The sequence below is a fragment of the Verrucomicrobiia bacterium genome, from assembly GCA_035765895.1.
Classification (GTDB): Bacteria; Verrucomicrobiota; Verrucomicrobiia; order Limisphaerales; family DSYF01; genus DSYF01.
In genome coordinates this window covers 1-21,677 of sequence record DASTWL010000050.1, presented here as the reverse complement: position 1 = coordinate 21,677, position 21,677 = coordinate 1, and the positions used below count along the sequence as shown (strand labels likewise).

Here is a 21,677-nt window from a genome sequence, read left to right as displayed (position 1 = left end):
TCGTGACGCTGCGGCGAAGCCTTCCTCGGTGCGGCCTTTTTGTGCGGTGCCGGGTCAACACTCAGGGCGCCGGTCCGGGTGGCGCGCGTGAGGCACGCCAGAAGGGTGGCCGCCGATGGCCCGGGGTGTCCAAGAATTCCATTGCCGGGCGGGGTTTTTTTGCTATTGTGCGCGTCCTTTTCACGGCCGGATGGCCGGGGAAGGGATGCGTTGAACGGCCTTAAACATCCGGGTTCGTGGGAATCCGGCGGCCACAACAACACCTAAAATCAATCCCGTGTTCCGCGGGATGCCCTGCCAGTTCAGGGTTTTAACCAAAGGAAACTCAGTGAGCACCACGATCGGCGTAAAAGAACTGTTGGAAGCAGGCGTTCATTTCGGGCACCAGACCAAGCGCTGGAACCCCAAGATGAAGCCCTTCATTTTCGATGCCCGCAACGGCATCCACATCATTGACCTCAGCAAGACGGCCACCCAGCTTCAGGCGGCCTGCAATTTTCTCGGCGAAACCGTCCGCAAAGGCGGCTCGGTGCTGTTCGTCGGCACCAAGAAGCAGGCGCAGCAGGCGGTGAAGGACACCGCCAAGGAATGCGGCCAGCTCTTCGTGTGCGAACGCTGGCTGGGCGGCACGCTCACCAATTACAGCACGCTCAAGCGCTCCATCGCCCGGCTCAAGGAAATCGAGAAGATGGAGGCCGACGGGAGCATCAACAATTACGTCAAGCAGGAGCAGTCCATGATCCGCCGCGAGGCCGCCCGCCTCGTGAAGTATCTGGACGGCATCCGCACGATGGACCGCATGCCCGGCGCGATGTTCGTGGTGGACATCAAGCGCGAACACAACGCCGTCGCCGAAGCGCGCAAGCTGAAAATTCCCGTCGTGGCGCTCGTGGACACGAACTGCGACCCCGACCTGGCGGATTTTCCGGTCGCCGGCAACGACGACGCCATCCGCTCGGTGCGCATCATCCTCGCGGCCGTCGGTCAGGCGGTGACGCAGGGCCGCGCGGAATTCGAATCCAAGAAGAGCCGCAAGGCCCCGGTGGAGGAAGCCGCCCCGGCCGCTTCCGCTGAAGCCGTGCCCGCACCCACGGCACCGGCCGCGGCTTGACCGGCTGAATCTTCCGGGGAACGGACGTCCGCGGGCGGGCGTCCGTCCCCCATTTTATCAACGAAACACCAGACCAAAGGACTGAAGAATTATGGCTGAAATTTCTGCTGGAAATGTTGCCAAGCTGCGCGAAATGACCGGCGTCGGCATGATGGACTGCAAGAAGGCCTTGACGGAAGCGAACGGTGATTTGCAAACCGCCGTGGAAATCCTCCGCAAAAAGGGCCAGGCCGGCGCGGCCAACAAATCCCTGAAGGAAGCGCGCGAGGGCCTGATCGTCGCTTACGTGGCGCCCGGCGGCAAACTTGGTGTGCTGGCCGAGATCAACTGCCAGACCGATTTCGTCGCGCGCAACGATGATTTCAAGGCCTTCGCCGAGGAAGTGGCCAAGGCTTACGCCGCCAATGCCAACGCGGACCTCGAGGCTCGGCGCACCGAGATGGTCGCCAAGATCGGCGAGAACATCCGGCTTGCCCGGCATCAGCGCCTTGAAGTGACGGGCGCCGGCCAGGTGGCTGCCTACATTCACACCGGCGCCAAAGTGGGCGTGCTGGTTGAAGTGGGCTGCACCAAGGACGACACCACCACCAAGGACGAGTTCAAACAACTCGTGAAGGACATCACCCTGCAAATCGCCGCTGCGCATCCGGTGGCGGTCAGCCGCGAGGAGGTCGATCCCAAGCTGGTGGAGAAGGAGCGCGAAATCGCCGCCGAACAGTTCAAGAACAAGCCGCCGCAGGCGATCGCGAAGATTGTCGAAGGCAAGCTGAACAGTTTCTTCCAGACCATCTGCCTCGTGGATCAGGGATTCGTCAAGGATCCGGAAAAAACCGTCAGCACCTACGTGGCCGAAGTGGGCAAGAAGCTCGGCGACGAAATCAAGATCCGGCGCTTTCTGCGCTTCCAGGTTGGCGAAGCCGTCGCCAGCTAAGGCATCAATTAACTTCACGATCAAGGCGTCCGCAGGGACGCCTTTTTTGTCGCCGGTGCCGGCGCCCGGGGACATTGCGGAAGCGGCGAAACCCCCGTCCGGTCGCGAAGAATGGCAGCTTTCCTGCAAAGCAGAACGGTGGTGGGTTTGGAACGGCTGCGCCCGGTGTGATTTGCCGGTGGCGGCGGTTGTTCCGGTGCAACGGGTGTGCGGTAATTGGGCACGCAACGCGCGGGCTGGCGGGATTTGGGGCAGAGCAACGGTCGAGATCGTTCATTTGCTGCGCCACGACGGAAGCGGCGGGCAAATACTTTGACCGCCTCCGCAACTTTCCCTAGCCTCCCGGGTATTAAATGACACGCAACGCATGGCGTTTATCTCGCTGAAAGGTTTTTTGGAACGGGCCGGTCTCGCCACGAACACCCAGTTCGATGAGTGGCACAAGGCTTGGCGCGTGGCCGTGGAAAGCGGCTCCCAGGACTCGTTGCTGTCCTTCATCTGCCGCGAACGCGGCCTGGCCGAAGACGCCTTCCTCCAGTCGCTCGCCAGCGGTCTGGGCTGGCCCTTCCTGGAACTGGCCAAGGCCGCCGTGCCGCCCGAGGCCCGCAACAAGATTTCCACCAAGATCGCCTTCCAATACACCATCATCCCCACCGACATGGTCGAGGGCACCTTGCAGGTGGCGGTCAGCAATCCCTTCGACACGGCCATGCTGAATGCCGTGCGGTTTGACGCGCGGTGCCCGGTGCAATTTGCCCTCGCCCCCAAGGTCGAAATCGAGAAGGCGCTGAAGAAGTATTACGGCGTCGGCGCGGAAACCCTCGACGAAATGGCCGAGGAGGACGAGCCGATGGACCTCGATCTGCCGACGGACAAGGAAATCACCGAGGGCGACCAGGAGGCGTCGGTCATCAAGTTCGTGAACCAGATCATCTGGGAGGCGTTCAAGGACCGCGCCACGGACATTCACTTCGAGCCGCAGGAGGACGAACTCCGCATCCGCTACCGCATTGACGGCATCCTGCATCAAACCCCGATGCCGCCGCAGTTGAAGCGCTTCCAGGCGGCGCTGATCTCGCGCATCAAGGTCATGTCCGGCATGAACATCGCCGAGAAGCGCCTCCCGCAGGACGGCCGCATCAACGTCCGCATCAAGGGCGAGGAACTCGACATTCGCGTCTCCACGGTGCCGACGGTTTATGGCGAATCGGTTTCCCTGCGCTTGCTGACGCGTGGCAAAATTTTCCTGAGCCTCGACAAGCTGGGCTTCGCGCCGAAGGACGAGTCGGCAATCCGGGAACTCATCGTCAAGCCGCACGGCATCATTCTCATCACCGGTCCGACGGGCTCCGGCAAATCCACGTCGCTCTACGCGATGTTGAGCAGCATCAATTCGATCCAGAAACGCATCATCACGGTCGAGGAGCCGGTCGAATACGAGCTCAAGGGCATCAACCAGATTGCGGTGCGGCCGGAGATCGGCCTGACGTTCGCCGTCGGGCTGCGCCACATTTTGCGCCAGGATCCGAACGTCATCATGGTCGGCGAAATCCGCGACTTGGAGACGGCGGAAATCGCCATCCGCGCGGCGCTGACCGGTCACCTGGTGTTCTCAACGCTTCACACGAACGACGCGCCCAGCGCGTTTACGCGTCTCATCGACATGGGCATCGAGCCGTTCCTGGTCGCCTCGTCCATCGAGGCCATCATGGCGCAGCGTCTCGTGCGCACCATCTGCAAGGGCTGCAAGACTGAGCAGCACGTCGACCCCGCGTATCTCCGGCGCATCGGCTATCCCGAGGAGGAAATTGCCACCGCCAAGTTCTGGCACGGCGCCGGTTGCGACGACTGCCGGCAGCTCGGCTACCAGGGGCGGCTGGCCATTTACGAATTGCTCGTCGTCAACGAGCTGCTGCGCCCGCTCATTTTGCAGCGCGCCGCGGCGTCCACCATCGCCGCCCGGGCCATTGAAGGCGGCATGCGCACGCTGCGCATTGACGGCTGGAACAAGGTCCGCAACGGCATCACCACCATCGAAGAGGTGCTGCGCGTCACGCAAATCGAGGAGCATCTCGATTCGCTGATGGAGGGGAAAATGGAAACCATTTCGCGAGGCTAAGATGGCAGGCAAACGCTGGAACACGTGCAATGTCCTGGCCGTCGGCGCGGAAGCGCGGCGGTTGTGGCAGTTCGACGCCAAGGGACAGGATTTCAAGCTCGATCGCGAAGTGGCCCTGCGGGCGGGCGAGGCCCTGCCGGATGCGGTGGCGAAATCGTGGAGCAGCCTCTGGCAGCACAAACTCAACATTGCCAGCCTGCCCGCCGACCGTGTCTTCCTCCGGGCCGCGCAATTTCCCAAGGCGAGCTTTTCGGAAACCGTCGCCATGGCGGAACTGCAGCTGGAAAAGCTTTCGCCGATGCCGGTGGGGCAGGTGGTCTGGACGATACATTGTCTGTCCCAAGGGCAGGACGCGCAGCAGACGGTCATCTTTGTGATCGCGGCGCGGGACGCCGTGGAGGAATTTCTTGGCAAACTCGAGGGGCAGGGCTACCTCGCCGACCGGCTGGAGGTGCCCGCGCTGGATTTGCTGCTGTCCACCGAAATCAAGGGCGACGGGGCGTGGCTTTATCCCGAAGTCCTGGGCGGTGTGGACTCGGCGCTGGTCGCGTGGTGGTATGGCGGTGTGCTGCGCAGCCTGGATCTGGCGGTCCTGCCCGCGGCCGGGGAACAACCCGCGGCGCTGTGCGAGCAACTCCTGCAAATGGCCTGGGCGGGCGAGATCGAAGGCTGGCTGACGGCGGCGCCCCAGTGGCGCCTGGTGCTGAAGCCGGGCACAAACCCGAAATGGGAGGCGGTCGTCCGGGAAGCGCTGGTGGGCTCCGCAGTGGTGGTCCCGCCGCCGCCGGCGGCTGAACTGGCGGCCCGCACGGTCAGGCGCGCCGCGGCGGCCGATCCCACCCTGACCCTGCTGCCGCCGGAACGGGCGGCCCGTTATCACCAACAGTTTGTGGACCGGCTGTGGATGCGCGGCCTGGGGGCGGCCGTGCTGGTGTATCTCGTTTGTGTGGGCATTTATTTCAGCTATCTGGGCGTGGCGTGGCTGCGCACGAGCAGCGTGGAAAAGAAGGTGACCGCACTCAGCAACACCTACACGAACGCCCTCCAGCTTCGCGCCCGTTACGATGTGCTCAAGGACCGGCAGGATTTGAAATTCGCGGCGCTGGATTGCTGGAAGCTGGTGGCGGACCGCCAGCCCGAGGGCGTGGCGCTTGATGGCTTCAATTTCAGCGACGGCCAGCGGCTCACGCTCAACGGCTCGGCGCCGGTGGGCAACGAGGCCACGCTCATCAGCTTCAGCGACGACCTGCGCAAGGCGACGTTGCTCGGCAAACCGTTCTTCAAGGAAGGCGATCCCATCCAGTATCGCGTCGGCGTGGGCGGCGTGGTGAGCTGGAATTTCAGCCTCGAACTCAAACGCACGGAGGTCAAATGACGAACACCTTCGACAAGCTGAATCTGCGCCCCTTCGAGCGGCGTCTCGTGGTGGGCGTCGGCATCGTGCTGTTTGTGGTCGTCCAGTTTCTCTACGTCTGGCCGCACTTTGGCGACGTCGAGACAATGGGGCTCCGGCGGGAAAAGGCGTTGAAGGAACTCAAGGTGCGCAACGACGAGATTGCGCAGACCAACAAGTTCGCCGTCGAACTGGCCAAACTGCAGGGCCAGGGCGCGGACGTGCCGCGCGAGGATCAAGCCGTGGAGCTGCTGCGCGCCATTCAATCGCAGGCCGCGCAGACGGGGGTTTCCATCACCGCCAACTCCAAGCCGGTCACCCGCACCAACGACGCGTTCTTCATCGAGCAGAGCCAGCAAATCACGACCGTCTCCACCGAGGGGGCGCTGATTGATTTCCTCTACAATTTGGGCACGGGCAACTCGCTCATCCGGGTGCGCGACCTGACGTTGCGGCCCGATCCGTCGCACACCAAGCTTACGGCCACCATCAAGCTGGTCGCCAACTATCAAAAGAGTCCGGCCGGCCGTGCCGCCACGCCGGTCATCCGACCCGCTCCCCGGACGGCTCCCAAGCCGGCCGCGCCCCCGGCGCTGCCGCCGCAACCCTCCACTGCAACCAGGAAAAAACCGTGAAACGCATCCTGTCCATTCTCCTGTTGACCTGCACCAGTCTCTGGGCGCAGGTGCCACCTCCGGCCGGCGTCCCGCCGCGCCCGAATCTGCCCGCAGGCGGTCCCGCCGGCATCCCCGCGCCCGCCGGAGCCGCCGGAGCCGGTGATGTGCGGGTGACGGTGCCGTCTCATCTGTCGAATTTGAGCGAGGCGGAACTGAACAAAATCGTCGGCAAGGATGAAATCAACTTCAAGGCGGTCACGATCGACGAGTTTTTGACGGTGTATGGCGACTTGGTGAACCGCACGATTTTACGGCCCAGCACCCTGCCGGCGCCGACCATCACCCTGCGCAATCAGACCCAACTGACGCGCCGCGAGGCGATTCAACTGATGGATTCAGTGCTCGGCATCAATGGCATCGCAATGATCAACGTGGGCGACAAATTCGTAAAAGCCGTGCCGGTGGCCCAGGCCAATCAGGAAGGTGCCCCGTTCGACTCCCGCAAGGCCGAGGCCCTGCCCGAGCTGGGCCAATATGTGACGCACGTGGTCCAGTTGAAATACGTCAAGCCGAGCGAAATGCTCCCCATCCTGCAACCGTTTGCGAAGATCCCCAATTCCATCCTGCCCATCGAGGCCAACGGCATCCTGGTCATTCGCGATTACGCGGAAAACGTGAAGCGCATGCTGGAGATGATTGCGCAGGTGGACGTGTCCGTGCCGGCGGAATTTGTCTCCGAGGTCATCCCGATCAAATACGCGCTGGCCAGCGACATCGCGAGCGCGTTGAACAGCCTGAGCGGGGCCAGCGGCGGCACCACGGTGGGCTCTTCCAGCGGCGGTTCCCGCGGATCATCCCGCGGCCGCTCCACCGGGTTTGGCGGCGGCGTGGGCGTGGGCGGCGGCATGGGCGGCGGCATGGGCGGAATCAACTCCGGAGCCGGCTACAATCCGCAGGGCAACGTGGGCGGCATCGGCGCGCAGGGAAATACCGGTGGCACGTTCACCGACCGGCTGCGCAGCATCATGCAGAAGTCAGGCGCCAGCAGCGCCAACGCCAGCGGTGACATCACCGTGCTGGGCGAAACCAAAATCATCGCCGACGAGCGCACCAATTCACTGCTGGTTTACGCCACTCGCCAGGACATGCAGACCATCAAGGACGTCGTGTCGAAGCTGGACGTGGTGCTGGCGCAGGTGCTCATCGAATCGATCATCTTGAGCGTGTCAGCCAACGACAGCTTCAACTTCGGCGTGTCGGCGTCCCAGAATCCGAAGCAATTCAATTCGACCTTCACGGGCGGCGGCGTGGCCAACAACGGGAAGGATCTGCTGGGCACGGGACGTGATTTCCTCAGCGGTGTGGCCAGCAGCACCAATGCGCTCAGCTCCATTCCGGCCAGTGACGGTCTGAGTTACTTCGGCAAATTTGGCGCCAACTGGGACGTGGCGCTACAAGCTCTCGCTTCCGACGGCAAAACGGAAGTCATCCAGAAACCGGTCATCATGACGACGCACGCGACGCCGGGTCACTTCTTCGTGGGCGATACGGTTCCCTACGTGACGAGCACCTATTACGGTGGCGGCTACTCCGGGCCGAGTTCGTCCTACCAGCAGTTGCGCGTGGGTATCGATGTGCAGGTCACGCCGTTCATCAACCCCGACGGCATTGTGGTCATGAAGATCGATCAGGCCATCGAACAGTTGAGCGGTTCGGTGGAAATCACCGGTGTGGGCGCGGTGCCCACCACGTCCAGCCGCACTCTTTCGGCGGACATCACCGTCAGCAACCGCGACACCATCATGCTGGGCGGCTTCCTGAGTTCTTCGGGCACAAAGAGCAAATCCGGCGTGCCGCTGTTGAAGGACATCCCGATTCTTGGCGGCCTGTTCCGGAGCACGAGCAATTCCAAGGATCGCAAGGAGTTGGTCGTGTTGATGCGGCCAACCGTGTTGGAAACACCGCACATGGCCGCCATGGGCTCGGCCGACGCGCAGGAAAACATGCCGGGCATTCACAGCTTCCAAAAGCGCCTCAAGAAGGAGGACAAGGACTTCCAAAATAAAATGGACCGGCTGGACGGCATCAAGCCGGGCGCAGACGACGCGGCACCGCCCGCGAAAACGAAGGCCGACGCCGCCCAGACGAGCGAGTTGAAAGATGCGACGGCCAGTCCAGGCGCGACTCCCGATGCCGCGGCGCCGGCGGAAACCGGGTGGACAAACCCCGCCGCCACGCCGCCCGCCACGAATGGCAACGAGGGCTTCAAAAACGTCCGGCCGATGACGGATGAGGAAATCAAGGCCCTTGGCCGGGATACCCATGGCCAATAGTTGATTCCCAAAGCCGCTCGCCTGGTTTATGCGCCAACGCCGTCCCTTCCGGACGGCGTTGATGCTTTATGAGTTGTCCGAGCCATTCGGGCGAGACGTTCGAACCATTGTCCGCCGTGGCGTCCACCTCGTTTTCGACCATCTCGACGGTGGTCAGCGGCATCACGGAATCACCCGCGAGGCGGTTGGACAGTTGGCCATGGTAGATCGGACCGACGGGCAGCGAATCCAGCCGAAGTTGAAGCCTGCGCCAGTCCAATTGCCCGCAAAACGACCGGGCGGAAAGCGCGCCGGGAAAGCGGCCAGTTTGGGCAGCACGGTCATCCGGATCGTGTTCACGCCTGGACTCGTAATCAGTTGCGCGGTTGAAAAGTTGGTGGCGTTGCCGGTCACGAACAGTTCGAGCGAGGCTTTCATCTGGGGCAGTGCTCCAGACCGGCTGGGACGCCTGGCAGGCGGACGGCGGACTTGCCCTGGTGAACCCGCTGTGAGGCGGGGAAGCGTCATCAAGGCCGGGCGCTATTTCATCAAGGGCATTCCCCTCAACAAAACGGATTTCCGGTCCGACCCGGCACATCCACGGCGCTCGGCCAGGGTGCGGGAATTGCTTGGCACCTCGGGTCGTCTGCGAGTGGTGCTGCGCAATCCGACGAGCGACCCGCTGCCGGCGGGCGTTGTCCTGGGCGAAGCTGCCAGCCCGGCCGACGTGCACCGCTGGGCGCGGCGCGTGGATGCCGGCACCGTGGCGGCCGGCGGCGCAGATTTTTTTGCCGCGCTGCTGCGCCAGCGTGGGCACCGTCCGCAACGCTCCGCCCGGCGTTCCGTTCCGCGCGTTGCGGGAACCACGTTGTTCATCTCCGGCAGCCTGGCGGAATCTTCACTCAACTTTCTGGCCGGCTGTGCCGCGCGGGATTGGCCGGTGCTGATGATGTCTTACGAATTGTTTGCCGGCCTCGGCCCGGCGCACGCGCATTGCGCCGTCTGGGCGCGCCGGGTGATTGAGGCGCTGGGCCAGCAACCGCGCGTGGCCATCGGCATCGGCCAGCCCACGTTGCCGGGGCGGCGGGAAGGGGCGCGGCTGGGCCGGTGGCTGACTGAGACGGTGCGGCAGGTGCTGGCCGCCGTCCGTCCGGACCGGGTGTGCGTTGAAGGCGGCTCCACGTCCGCGCGACTGCTGCGGCGGCTGGGCTGGAAACGGCTGAATATTGAATGTGAATTTCGCCGGGGCGTTACCGCCGTGCGTCCGCCGGTGCGCAACGGGGCGCTGCTTGTCTTCAAACCCGGCAGCTACGACTGGCCCGCCGTCTTGACGCAGTAAGCGATCCGTCATCCGCCTCCTTTGGTCACGCGGGCGCTTGCCGCGCTTCGCCGGCTGCGTTAAAACCTCGCGAGGCGCAAACGCGCCGATAAAAATGCCCAACCTTCAAACGCGTGGCTGATGTTGTAATGGAAGAAACTGCGGGGCCCATCTCGGCGGATCGCCCGCTGGCCGGCTCCGGCCTCCTGCGAAATCGGCTGGTGCAAACCGGGGCCGGCCTCATCCTGCTCCTCACCTTGCTGGCCCTCGCCGCGCCCTGGCTGACGCGCCGGCACATTCTGCATGAGCCCGTTCGGCAGGATCAGAACGGCCTCGATGCGGACGGCATGCCGCGTCCGGCCAGCCGCAACTATTGGCTGGGCACGGACAATCTTGGGCGTGATGTGCTGTCGCGTGTGATCTACGGCACGCGGGTGTCGCTGACGGTGGGCACCGCCGCCATGCTGACGGCGGCGGTCATTGGCGTCCTCGTTGGCTTGTTCGCGGGTTACTACGGCGGGAAACTGGACCTGGTGCTGATGCGTCTGACCGACATCAACCTCAGCATTCCGGCCATTCTGCTGGCGATTGCCTTCGCGGGATTGATGGACGGAAAGATTCTCCACCTGCACCCGGCGTGGCTGCATTGGTCGTTTCTGGACGTGCAACTCCAGCGCGGCCTCGTGAGTGTGTTCCTCATCATCGGCTTGGTGTGCTGGCCGGGCATGGTGCGCGTCATTCGCGGCCAGGTGCTGGCCCTCAAGGAACGCGAGTTCGTGCAGGCTGCGCGGGCACTGGGTGCCTCCGACTGGCGCATCCTCTTCCGCCACATCCTGCCGAACGTCCTGCCTACGGTGATTGTGCTCGCGGCCATGAGCACGGCGAACACGATCCTGCTCGAGGCCGGGCTGGGTTATTTGGGCATCGGCGTCCCGCCGCCGGCGCCCAGTTGGGGGTCGATGATTGCCGATGGTCAGGCTTACTTCATTTCGGCACCGGCCATCGTGATCGCGCCGGGCGTCGCCATCGTGCTGACTGTGCTGGCGTTCAACCTGCTCGGCCAGGGGTTGCAGGAAGTGCTCGATCCGAATCGCCGCCCATGATCCGAAACACGTTCATGACGTTGCCGCTGCTGCTCCTGCTGGCCGGGGCCGGCGGTGGCCGCGCCGCGGCGGAGCAGGGGGACGTCAATACACCGAAGCGCGGCGGGGTATTGCACCTGTCCACGCCCAGCGATTTGCGGTCGCTCGATCCGGCCATTGCCTACGACAACACCTCCGTGCCACTGTGCAAGCTGCTGTTTCGTGGGCTGCTGGATTACGACGAGGGCGTGAACCTAATTCCCGACCAGGCGCAGGATTGGAGCCTTTCACCTGATGCGCGGACCTACACGTTCCACCTGCGTCCCGGCGTCCGCTTTGCGAACGGCCGGCTGGTGGAGGCGGCCGACTATGTGTTTTCCTTCGAGCGTATTTTGGATCCCAAGGTCGCCTCCCCCGGGCAGACTTTTTTCATGGGCATCCAGGGCGCGGCGGAGTTTGTGGCCGGCAAGGCACCACACGTGAGCGGGCTGCGCGCACCCGACGCGCAGACGTTCGTGGTGGAACTTGCCCGGCCGCAATTCACCTTTCGCTACGTGCTCGCCATGAATTTCGCCGACGTGGTGCCGCGCGACGTGGTCCAGCGTTACGGCGCCGACTTCCAATATCATTTGGTCGGTTCCGGCCCCTACCAACTGACCGAGTGGCGGCGCGGCATCCGCTGGCGCTTTGCCCGCAATCCCCATTACTCGGGCACGGATGGTTACGTGGACGGGCTCGATCTGATGGTGGGCGCGGACGACACCACGGCCACGATGATGATCGAGCGGGGCGAAATCGACCGCACCCTGGCCAGTCCGGCCGAAGCCATCCGTTTCAAGCGCGACCCGCGACTGCGAAGCTGGCTCAGGCTGGTGGATACCGCGAACGTGGACTACATCTTCATGAACACGGAGATGAAGCCGTTTGACGACGTGCGGGTGCGGCGCGCGGTGAACCATGCCATCAACAAGGAACGCCTTGTCAAGCTGACCGGCGGATTCAATTCGGTCGCGCAAGGGATTGTGCCCACGTCGCTGGGCTGGACGAATCCGCGGCTGACGACCTACGACTATGATCCCGCCAAGGCGCGGGCGCTGCTGCGGGAGGCTGGGTTTCCGAACGGCTTCAAGACCGAGCTTTGGTATATGATTGATCTGCCGGTAATCGCGCGGCTGGCCGAGGGCGCGCAGCAGGACCTGCAACAGGTGGGCATCGACGCGGAACTGAAACCGGCCAACGGCACCACGTTTCTGATCAAGGCCTCGGCCCGCCATCAGATTGCCTTCGGCGTCTGGGGCTGGTTCGCGGATTATCCCGATCCCAGCAACTTTCTGGACGTGTTGTTCAACGGCGAACGCATCACCGACACCGACTGCAACAACGCCGCGTTCTACAACAATCCCGCAGTGAACCGGCTGCTCGACGCGGCGTCCGGCGACATGAACGTCGCGGCGCGGACCGAACAGTTGCGCGAGGCGGAAAGCCGCATCCTGGCTGATGCGCCCTGGGTGCCGCTGGTGAACGAACGGGTGCCCGTGCTCGTGAACCCGCGCATCAAGGGCAGGCTGGTGCATCCGGTGTGGATGTGGCGCTACGAAAAAGTCTGGCCCGAACCCTGACGCATGTTGACGCGCCTCCTCACCCGACTGTTCTGGTCCCTCGTGACCTTGCTGGCCACGGCCATTCTCATCTTCACGTTGATCAACGTCGTGCCGGGGGACGTGGCCAAAGTCATCGCCGGCCCCAAGGCCTCACCGCAGGTGTTGCAGGAGATTCGCGCCCGGTATCACCTCGACGAGCCGGTGATCAAGCGGCTGGGTTACTACCTCTGGCAACTGGCGCACGGCGATCTCGGCCATTCGTTTGTCACGGATGAACCGGTGGCGCACGCCATCCTGACGCGGCTGCCGGTGACCGCGGCGCTGTCAGTCACGGCGGTGGTGCTGTGGATGTTGCTGGCTGTGCCGCTGGGTGTTTACACGGCGAAACATCGCGGGTCGTGGTTGGATCGCGGCGCCCTGGTGGGCGCGACGCTGTCCTTGTCGCTGCCATCCTTCTGGCTGGCGCGCATGTTGCAATACTGGCTGGCCTACAAGCTGGGCTGGTTTCCCGTGGCGGGTCTGCGCGGCTTCATCTCATTGCTGCTGCCCGCGGCCACGCTGGCCATTTTGTTCATCGGCTATTATTCGCGCCTCATTCACACCAACATGACCGAAGTGCTGGACAGCCCCTACATCCGCGCGGCGCGGGCCAAAGGCGCCACGGAGGCGGCCGTGCTGTTCAAACACGCCCTGCCGAATGCGCTCATCCCCGTCATCACCATTTTGGGCATGGATGTGGCGGGGCTCCTCGGGGGTGTGCTGTTTACCGAAAATGTCTTCGCGTTGCCCGGCATCGGGAAGCTCGCGGTCGAGAGCGTGTTCAATCTCGATGTCCCCATGGTCATGGGCACGGTGCTGGTCAGCGCCACCGCCGTTGTGACCGTGAACCTGATCGTGGATTTGCTCTACCGCTGGATTGATCCGCGCATCAAGGACGCCTACTGACGCCGCCAACGGACCAAAATGCCATTGCTCGAAATCAAAGACCTTAAACTCGACTTCATCGCGGGCAAATCCAGCTTGCGCGCGCTGGATGGCGTTTCGCTGGCAATCGAAGCCGGCGAAACGGTGTGTCTTGTGGGCGAAAGCGGCAGCGGCAAGAGCGTGACGGCGATGTCCGTGGTCCGGCTCATTCCAACGCCGCCCGCGCGATACGTCGGCGGCGAAATTCGCGTGAACGGCGCTGACGTGCTGTCCATGGCGGCCGCCAAGCTGCGGGAAATCCGGGGTGGTTTGGTGAGCTGCGTTTTTCAGGAACCGGGGGCTTCGCTCAATCCGGTGGTCCGCATTGGGAAGCAAATCAAGGAGGCGCTGCAATTGCATCGCCCCGCGGCGGCCACGGACGACGAAGTCGTGCGGCTGCTCAAGCTGGTGGGCATTCCGGCCCCGGAGCGGCGGGCGCTGGATTATCCGCACCAGTTGTCCGGCGGCATGCAGCAGCGCGTGATGATTGCCATGGCGCTGGCGCCGCAGCCGCAGCTGCTCATCGCGGATGAACCCACCACGGCGCTCGACGTGACGATTCAGGCGCAAATCATGGAGTTGCTCCGCGACCTCAAACAGCGGCTCGGCATGAGCATTCTGCTCATCACGCACAACCTTGGCCTGGTGGGCGACATCGCGGACCGCGTGGCCGTGATGTATGCGGGGCAGATCGTGGAAATGGCGCCGGCGCGGGCGTTGTTGCAAGGCCCGCGGCATCCCTACACGAAGGCGCTGATGCATTCCGTGCCCAAGCTCGCGGGCGGCGCGCAGCGGTTGACGACCATTCGCGGGGGCGTGCCGCGGCTGGGCGCATTTCCGCCGGGCTGCCGGTTCGCACCGCGTTGCCCGATCGCGAGGCCGGAATGTTCCCGGGCCGTGCCGGCGCTGGTCGCGGCCGAATCGGGGCATCACGTGCGGTGCCCGTTCTGGCGCGAAGAACCAACGGCGACCCAACCTGCCATCACTCTGTGAGCCTGCTCGAAGTCAAAAACCTGAAGGTCCATTTTCCCGTGAAGCACGGGCTGTTCAGCCGCCAGCGTGAGTTTGTGCGCGCGGTGGACGATGTCAGTTTGCGCCTTGCGCCCGGCAAAACGCTGGGCCTGGTGGGGGAGAGCGGCTGCGGCAAGACGACCTTGGGCCGGGCCATCGTCCGCCTGGTGGAGCCCACGGCGGGTCGCATCCTATTCGCCGGCGAAGACCTCGCGCACCTGAACGGGGCCGCCCTGCGTGCGCGCCGCCGCAAGTTGCAGATCATGTTCCAGGATCCGTATGGCTCGCTGAATCCACGGATGCGCGTGGGCGACATCATTGGCGAGGCGCTGGACATTCATCAACTGACGCCGAATCGCGCGGCGCGGCGGGCGCGGGTGGCGGAATTGCTGCACGCAGTCGGCCTCGATGCCAGTCACGCGGCGCGTTATCCGCACGAATTCAGCGGCGGCCAGCGTCAGCGCATCGGCATTGCGCGCGCCCTCGCCGTCGAACCGGAACTCATTGTGTGTGATGAGCCGGTCAGTGCACTGGACGTGTCCGTGCAGGCGCAGATCGTGAATTTGTTGCAGGATTTGCAGCAGGAACGCGGGCTGGCGTATCTGTTCATTGCGCATGATCTCGCGGTGGTCGAGCACATCAGCCATGAGGTGGCGGTGATGTATCTCGGACGCATCGTCGAGCAGGCCGAGGCTGCGACGCTGATTCGCGCGCCGCGCCATCCCTACACCCAGGCGCTGATCTCGGCGGTGCCGGAGGTGGATCCGGATTCGAAACGGCAACGCATCGTGCCGCCGGGCGACGTGCCATCGCCGATTCATCCGCCGTCCGGTTGTCCGTTTCATCCGCGCTGTCCGGTGGCCGAGGCGCGTTGCCGCACTGAAGTGCCGCCCTTGCGGGAAGTGGCCGGCGGCCACTGGGCGGCCTGTCATCTGGCCAAATGAATCGCCCGCCCGCTGACCCCAGGTGCCTCGCCGCCGCAAGGTTGTCGTGGAGATCGTATCATCGCGATTCAGCCGTGGCCGCGGAGATGCGTTTCCGGTTAATCTTCGGTAGCAGCACGTCTGAAATCGTGCCGGGCGCTCTTGTGCGGGGAACGGCGCGGGCGTAGCGGTAGGGAAGCAACTGGCGCTAGGAGAGGCCAAGGAGAAACCCTGACGAAAGGCTGGAGCATGCGCTCAAGCTGTCGCTTCCCGGAATGCCCGACTCCTGTTGTTTCGTTCGGTCTTCGCTCGCGGCAGGAATTTCCCGGTCCGGCCGGCCGGTTTCTCCGCCCTGGAACGCAGCGATGTTGGTTTTGGCAGAACCCCAATCCCTGGTGCGTTCTCTCTCCTCCGTCGAAAGGAGCCCCATGAAAACCAGACCCTGCGTTCATCCGGCCATCATCCTTTTTGCGACGTTGTGGCTTGCGGTTTCACCACCGGTGAGGGCTGCTGATTTGTGTCTGTCTGCGGAATGCACGAGCAACAAGCTGATGCTGCGTTGGGATGGTGCCGCGGGGGCAACCCTCCAGCAAGCGACGGACCTCGCCCATCCAATCTGGCAGGATGTGCCGGTATCTGCGGGGACGAATGCCTGCGAAATTCCCATGACCAATGCCATGGCCTTCTTCCGCCTGGTGAGCACGGGGGCTGCGTTGGACGGCGATGGGGATGGCCTGGACGAGTTCACCGAAACCAACGGCTGGTTCATCGTCGTGGACTCGGCGGGCTACGGCGACCCGGGCCTGGTCGAGCGGAGGTTTGTAACCAGCGATCCGGCGCTGGCTGATTCGGATGGTGACGGCTTGAGCGATTTCTGGGAATGGCTGATTGGCACCGATCCGCGCAACGCCGATACTGACGGGGACGGGCTTTCCGACGGGCAGGAGTGGTTCAGGTGGCACAGTTCGCCCACCAGTGTTGACACCGACGGGGATGCGCGCGGGCCGAGTCATAACCTGCCGCCCAGGGCCCAGCTCTTTGACGGCAACGAGCTTTCGCTGCTGCACACCTCGCCCACGCTGGAGGACACCGATGGCGACGGGCGCACGGATTATGAGGAATACGATCAGCCCGGCCGCAGCCCGCTGGTTGCCGAAGTGCCGCGGCTGGGAGTGGAACTGGTGGATGCCGTGGACGTCCGGCTGGATGTGGCATACGCCGAGGAGGCGGGGACCGAGCATCAGTATGGCGGTGAACTCAGCATCAGCGATTCGACGCGGATGCAATACTCCACGGAGGCGAGTTTGAACTGGCAGGTGAGCGTGGGGGCGCAACTTGATTTCGTGGGACCGTTCCCGGAGGGGGGCAGCGTCAACACCGAGGTGAGCGTGGGCGGTGAATTCACCGTGGGCTTTGAAGCCGAGACGTCCCACACCGTTGAACAATCTCATTCCGACTACCTCACCGACTCGCGGACACGGACGGAGACCGCCGCGAGCGGTTCGATGAGCGGCGGCATCCGGCTGATCAACACGGGCCCGGTCACCTACACGATCACGGATCTTGGGATGACGGTGCGCTACATGCAGCCGGGCGCCGGCAACGGCGGCGAACCCGCATTGCAGACGCTGGCCACCCTGATTCCCGCCCTCGGAGTCAACGGCATCACGCTTGCGCCCGGGGACCGCACGCCGGTCCTCCAGGTTTCGGCCACGGACCTGAACGTTTCCCGGATCAAACAATTCCTGGCCCGGCCCAACAGCCTGTATCTCGAACCCGCGTTCTACGAACTCGAAAATGCCACCGGCTTGAACTTCGACTACCTGGAAGAGGTGACGCGCTGGCGCACGGCCCGTGTGCTCATCGATTACGGGAATGGCACGAGTGAGGAGTATCGCGTCGCCACCGCCGTGGATCGGAACACCGACGGGACCTATGCCGGCGTCACGCTGAGCAACGTCCTGGGCAGCGTGCTCCAGATTCCGTTCCAGACCGTTCCGCGCCGCACCTTGCAGACCAACAGTCCCACCAACGAACGGGTGCTCTTCTCCGTGCGCAACGTGGCGGCCGCGAGCCCCACGAATGGTTTTTGGGCGGTCGTCTTGTCCGCGCAGGGTGCGCTGCCGGCGCATGTGGATTTCGAGAAGCTTGTGCTCCAGGCCAGTGACGAGGTGCTGCTGGTGTTTGTTCGCGATGAAGACGGGGATGGTCTCTTTGCCGCGGAGGAACAGCATTATCGGACCGACGACAGCACCAGCGGTGACTCGGATGGTGACGGTCTTGCCGATGTCTTCGAAGTCCGCACCGGCTGGGACGTGGTGCTGCCGGCGCGAACGTATCACGTGTATTCCGACCCTTCCCAGGCAAACCAGGATGGCGACGGCCTGACCGACCTGCAGGAACTTCAACAAGGCACCGATCCCACCAAGCCGGACACCGACGAGGACGGGTTGCCCGACAACGTGGATCCGCATCCGCTTGTCTCCGCCAAGGTGCTCCGCGTGAAGGCGGACGCCGTGCATGGCGGCAACAGCCCGACCAACGGGCTCACCTGGGATGCCGCCTTCACCAACCTCCAGGATGCCTTGAGCCTTGCCCGGTCGGGGGCGACGACACCGGGCGCGGATGATGATGTCGCTGAAATCTGGGTGGCCGGCGGCATTTACAAGCCCACGACCGATACGACCAATCGGGCCGCCCGGTTTGAACTGGTCAACAATACTGCGCTCTACGGCGGTTTCAGCGGGGTGGAAACCAAGCAGAGCCAGCGCAACCGGGACCCGCTTTCCAATGACACCATCCTGTCGGGCGACCTGCTGGGGAACGATACCAGCACCCCATGGGATGATCCCACCACTTACAACGACAACAGTCACACGGTCTGTTTCGCGAGCACCGGCGTCGGGGCCGGGACCATCTTTGACGGTTTTACCATCACCGGCGGCAACGCCATCGAGAACTCCTACGGCGGCGGCCTGTTTTCCTACGGACGTCCGCAGATTCGGAATCTCTTTTTCCGCGCCAACTACGGGGTGAACGGTGCCGGGTTGTGGATTTGGCTGCCGGTGGCAACCACCGAGCCCTACGTCATCTCGGATTGCCTCTTCCTGCAGAACGGTGCCGGCACCGGCGGTGCGGGCGGGATGCTTTGCCAGGGACAAATCTACGCCGAGCCGCTGCAGAGCTTCATCATCACCAACTGCCAGTTCTACGAGAACGTGGGGACCGGGGATGGTGGCGGGCTCGCAGTGGGGCAGGGCGCGTTCCTTGTGGAGAACTGCACCTTTGCCTGGAACGTCACGTCCGGGCGGGGCGGCGGCATTAACGTCCTGCGCCCCGCCTCGGCGAGGATTTCGAACTGTGAATTTTTGGGGAACACGGCGGCCAATGGTGGTTCCGCCCTTTACTTGGCAGACTTCCTCTATCAAGCCGGCGGGCTCAAGACCGAGGTGCTGCAAAGCGTCTTCTGGGGCAACTTGACCGCCGCGGGTTACGGCGTCATTTCCGCCCAGGGCAACGACGCCAGCAAGCGGCTCTACGTCCTCAACTCGACATTCGTCAGCAATGTCACGGCTTCAGCGAGCGGCACCGTCAATGTTACCAACGGCGCTGTCTGGATTGAAAACAGCATCCTGTGGGGCAACACCAAAGGAGTGACGGGCAGCGGCGTGACCAGGACGGTGCGGACCACCTGCCTCCCCGATGCCAGCGCGTATCTCGGGGCCGGAAACATCAACGCCGATCCCAAATTCATCGACAGCTTCGGCGGCAACCTGCGTCTCCAGTCCGGTTCGCCCTGCATTGATGCGGGCAACAATTACGTGGACTATTTCCCCACGGTGCCCGGTTTCCAACCGCTTCCAGCAAGGGATCTCGACGGCAACTGGCGCGTGCTGGACGGCAATGGCGACGGCAGCAAAAAGGTGGACATGGGCGCCTACGAGAATCTGGGGTTGTAACGACCGAGGTCGTTGGCCAGGCATGGAACTGAGCTGATCCGGAAGCGCCAGGCGAACTTCCAGATTTGGGGTTTTGGGTCAGGCATCGCACGACGACGCCCAACTGGCGCCGCATCCTGAGCGGCGCGTTGCACTCGTCTGGACCGCCTTCTTGCCAGCGCCGGTTCTCAGGACCCCAGAGTGGTTATCATAATTGGTCGAAGAAGCTCCGCTGAAATCCACTTCGGTTTCCTTGATGCAAGGCGCCCGCGGGCGTAACGAAACCTGGAGGAGTTCCCAAGTTTCGCATCATCACTTTCGGAGAAAGGCTGGGGTATGAACTCTGTGCCGTCGGCGGTTTTTCCCTGCGGACAACCGGTGTCCGTCGATTTCCTGACGCTTGCGGTGCCGTGCCGGTCGGCCTCCCGTCTCCGGCTGCTCCTGTGGGTTGGGGTGACACTTTCACTTGCGCTGGCGGAACTCACGGCCCGGGCGTCGGTCATCACCTGGACCAATATCAACGGCGGGCTTTGGAACGTCAGCAGCAACTGGAGTCCAAATACCGTGCCGGGCGCGGCTGACACGGTGTTCATCACTAATGCGGGAGTTTACACGGTGACCCAGAATGTTTCCGTCACCGTGGCCGGCCTCACGCTGGGCGGTGATGGCGCGCAGACGCTGACGAACGCCGGTTCCAACCTCACGCTTAACGGGGCCAGCGCGGTCACCGCCACCGGTGTGCTTGGCCTGGCCGGTGGCACGCTCGCCGGCACCGGGGTCCTGACTGTGGCGGGACAGGTGATTTGGACCGGCGGCGAAATCAGCAGTGCGGTGAACATCGCCGCCAACGGCAGTCTGGACATCATCGGTTCGGGAATCCGGTATTTCAGCGGTTCCGGCGTGCTCCTCAATGCCGGCGTGATCACCTGGTCGGGGGCCAACGACATTCAAACCGGCAATTCCGCCCGGATCATCAATCAGCCCGGTGCGAGGTTTGACATCCGAAACGACCAGTTGCTCGAACGCAGCAACGGCGGCGCCATCACCAACTACGGCATCGTCCGCAAGAGTGCGGCAAACGGAACCACAACCGTTACCGTGCCATTGGTCAACTACGGCACTCTCGACGTGCAATCCGGCTGCGTTGCCTATGGTGTGGGGGCGGGCAATCAGTTCAACGACGGCTCCGCCTTCACCGGCGCGGGCACCAATCTCGTTTACTACGGCACAGTGGCCTTCAACGGCGGGATCGCATCCGAAAACCTGGAGCTCGGCGGTGCGATCCTGGGTGGCAGCGGCACGTTCAGCGGCTTTGTCAGCTGGACCAGCGGTGACTTGAGCGGCGGTCCGCTGACCATCGCCACCAACGGCGTGCTCCACATCAAAGGCCCGGCGGGCAAACACATCAACAGCACGGGGACGCTCGTCAACCAGGGCCTGATCACGTGGTCTGGAACGAACGACATCGAAACGGCCAACTCGGCCCGCATCATCAACCAGTCGGGCGCCGTCTTCGACATCCAGAACAACCAGTCACTGTCGCTTTACAACGGCGGGGCGATCACCAACTACGGCACGCTGCGCAAGAGCGGGGGCGGTGGAACCACGATCATCACGGTGCCGCTGGTCAATTGCGGTGCCCTCGACGTTCGGTCCGGCTGCGTGGCTTACGGCGCGAATGCGGGCAACCAATTTAACGACGGCTCCACCTTCACTGGTGCCGGCACCAATCTGGTATATTACGGCACGGTGACCTTCAACGGCGGCCTCGCGTCGGAAAACCTGGAACTGGGCGGTGCGACCCTCGGTGGCACCGGCACATTCAGCGGCATCGTGAACTGGACCAGCGGTGACTTGAGTGGCGGTCCGCTGGCCATCGCCACCAACGGCGTGCTCAACATCAAGGGGGCAGCGAAGAAAAACCTGGGTGGCACGGGCACCCTCCTCAACCACGGCCTGATCACCTGGTCCGGCACGAACGACATTGAGTTTTGGAGCCTTGGCCGGATTATCAACCAGTCCGGCGCGGTGTTCGACATCCAGAACAACCAGTCACTGTCGCTTTACAACGGCGGGGCGATCACCAACTACGGCACGCTGCGCAAGAGTGCGGGTGGCGGAATCACGACCATTACGGTGCCGCTGGTCAATTGCGGTGCCCTCGACGTTCGGTCCGGCTGCGTGGCTTACGGCGCGAATGCGGGCAACCAATTTAACGACGGCTCCACTTTCACTGGCGCCGGCACCAACTTGGTTTACAACGGCACAGTGGCCTTCAATGGCGGCATTGTCTCCGAAAACCTGGAGCTCGGCGGTGCGATCCTGGGTGGCAGCGGCACATTCAGCGGCATCGTGAAC

Annotated in this window: 15 protein-coding genes; 14 read left to right on the top strand and 1 reads right to left on the bottom strand. The window is 63.5% G+C overall.

The window, feature by feature from the left end:
• The first annotated feature begins 328 nt into the window (after positions 1 to 328).
• From rpsB to VFV96_10505, 6 genes are all read left to right on the top strand, one after another.
• Complete coding sequence (gene rpsB / locus VFV96_10530) at positions 329 to 1,111, top strand: 30S ribosomal protein S2 (protein ID HEU5070830.1); 783 nt, start codon at positions 329 to 331, stop codon at positions 1,109 to 1,111.
• Positions 1,112 to 1,202: 91 nt separating this feature from the next.
• Positions 1,203 to 2,042, top strand: a complete 840-nt coding sequence (tsf, locus tag VFV96_10525; GenBank protein HEU5070829.1) for a translation elongation factor Ts — start codon at positions 1,203 to 1,205, stop codon at positions 2,040 to 2,042.
• A gap of 367 nt (positions 2,043 to 2,409) precedes the next feature.
• Positions 2,410 to 4,161 carry an ATPase, T2SS/T4P/T4SS family gene (locus VFV96_10520; GenBank protein HEU5070828.1) on the top strand — a complete coding sequence of 584 codons (1,752 nt, stop codon included), beginning with the start codon at positions 2,410 to 2,412 and terminating at the stop codon, positions 4,159 to 4,161.
• A gap of 1 nt (position 4,162) precedes the next feature.
• Positions 4,163 to 5,536 (top strand): hypothetical protein, encoded by a 1,374-nt coding sequence (locus tag VFV96_10515; protein ID HEU5070827.1) that lies wholly within the window; start codon positions 4,163 to 4,165, stop codon positions 5,534 to 5,536.
• Positions 5,533 to 6,189 carry a hypothetical protein gene (locus VFV96_10510; protein HEU5070826.1) on the top strand — a complete coding sequence of 219 codons (657 nt, stop codon included), beginning with the start codon at positions 5,533 to 5,535 and terminating at the stop codon, positions 6,187 to 6,189. The genes VFV96_10515 and VFV96_10510 overlap by 4 nt, the downstream gene beginning before the upstream one ends.
• On the top strand, positions 6,186 to 8,504 hold the full coding sequence (locus VFV96_10505; GenBank protein HEU5070825.1) for a secretin N-terminal domain-containing protein: 2,319 nt from the start codon (positions 6,186 to 6,188) through the stop codon (positions 8,502 to 8,504). The genes VFV96_10510 and VFV96_10505 overlap by 4 nt, the downstream gene beginning before the upstream one ends.
• 162 nt (positions 8,505 to 8,666) lie before the next feature.
• Here the strand turns inward: VFV96_10505 and VFV96_10500 are convergent, their stop codons facing one another.
• Entirely contained in the window at positions 8,667 to 8,921 is a 255-nt protein-coding gene (locus VFV96_10500; protein ID HEU5070824.1) for a hypothetical protein, read from the bottom strand.
• 70 nt (positions 8,922 to 8,991) lie between these two features.
• Here VFV96_10500 and VFV96_10495 point away from each other — a divergent pair, with 70 nt between their 5' ends.
• From VFV96_10495 to VFV96_10460, 8 genes are all read left to right on the top strand, one after another.
• Complete coding sequence (locus VFV96_10495; GenBank protein HEU5070823.1) at positions 8,992 to 9,822, top strand: nucleotide-binding domain containing protein; 831 nt, start codon at positions 8,992 to 8,994, stop codon at positions 9,820 to 9,822.
• A 113-nt stretch (positions 9,823 to 9,935) separates the two neighbouring features.
• Entirely contained in the window at positions 9,936 to 10,904 is a 969-nt protein-coding gene (locus tag VFV96_10490; protein HEU5070822.1) for an ABC transporter permease, read from the top strand.
• A complete protein-coding gene (locus VFV96_10485) occupies positions 10,901 to 12,502 on the top strand; it encodes an ABC transporter substrate-binding protein (protein ID HEU5070821.1) in 1,602 nt (533 codons plus the stop codon). Before VFV96_10490 ends, VFV96_10485 begins: the two co-directional genes overlap by 4 nt.
• A gap of 3 nt (positions 12,503 to 12,505) precedes the next feature.
• Entirely contained in the window at positions 12,506 to 13,429 is a 924-nt protein-coding gene (locus VFV96_10480) for an ABC transporter permease (GenBank protein HEU5070820.1), read from the top strand.
• Positions 13,430 to 13,447: 18 nt separating this feature from the next.
• Complete coding sequence (locus VFV96_10475; protein ID HEU5070819.1) at positions 13,448 to 14,440, top strand: ABC transporter ATP-binding protein; 993 nt, start codon at positions 13,448 to 13,450, stop codon at positions 14,438 to 14,440.
• Complete coding sequence (locus tag VFV96_10470; protein ID HEU5070818.1) at positions 14,437 to 15,402, top strand: dipeptide ABC transporter ATP-binding protein; 966 nt, start codon at positions 14,437 to 14,439, stop codon at positions 15,400 to 15,402. Before VFV96_10475 ends, VFV96_10470 begins: the two co-directional genes overlap by 4 nt.
• 407 nt (positions 15,403 to 15,809) lie before the next feature.
• Positions 15,810 to 19,340 (top strand): choice-of-anchor Q domain-containing protein, encoded by a 3,531-nt coding sequence (locus tag VFV96_10465; protein HEU5070817.1) that lies wholly within the window; start codon positions 15,810 to 15,812, stop codon positions 19,338 to 19,340.
• Between the two features lie 315 nt (positions 19,341 to 19,655).
• A partial coding sequence (locus tag VFV96_10460; protein HEU5070816.1) for a hypothetical protein occupies positions 19,656 to 21,677 on the top strand: 2,022 nt, incomplete at its 3' end.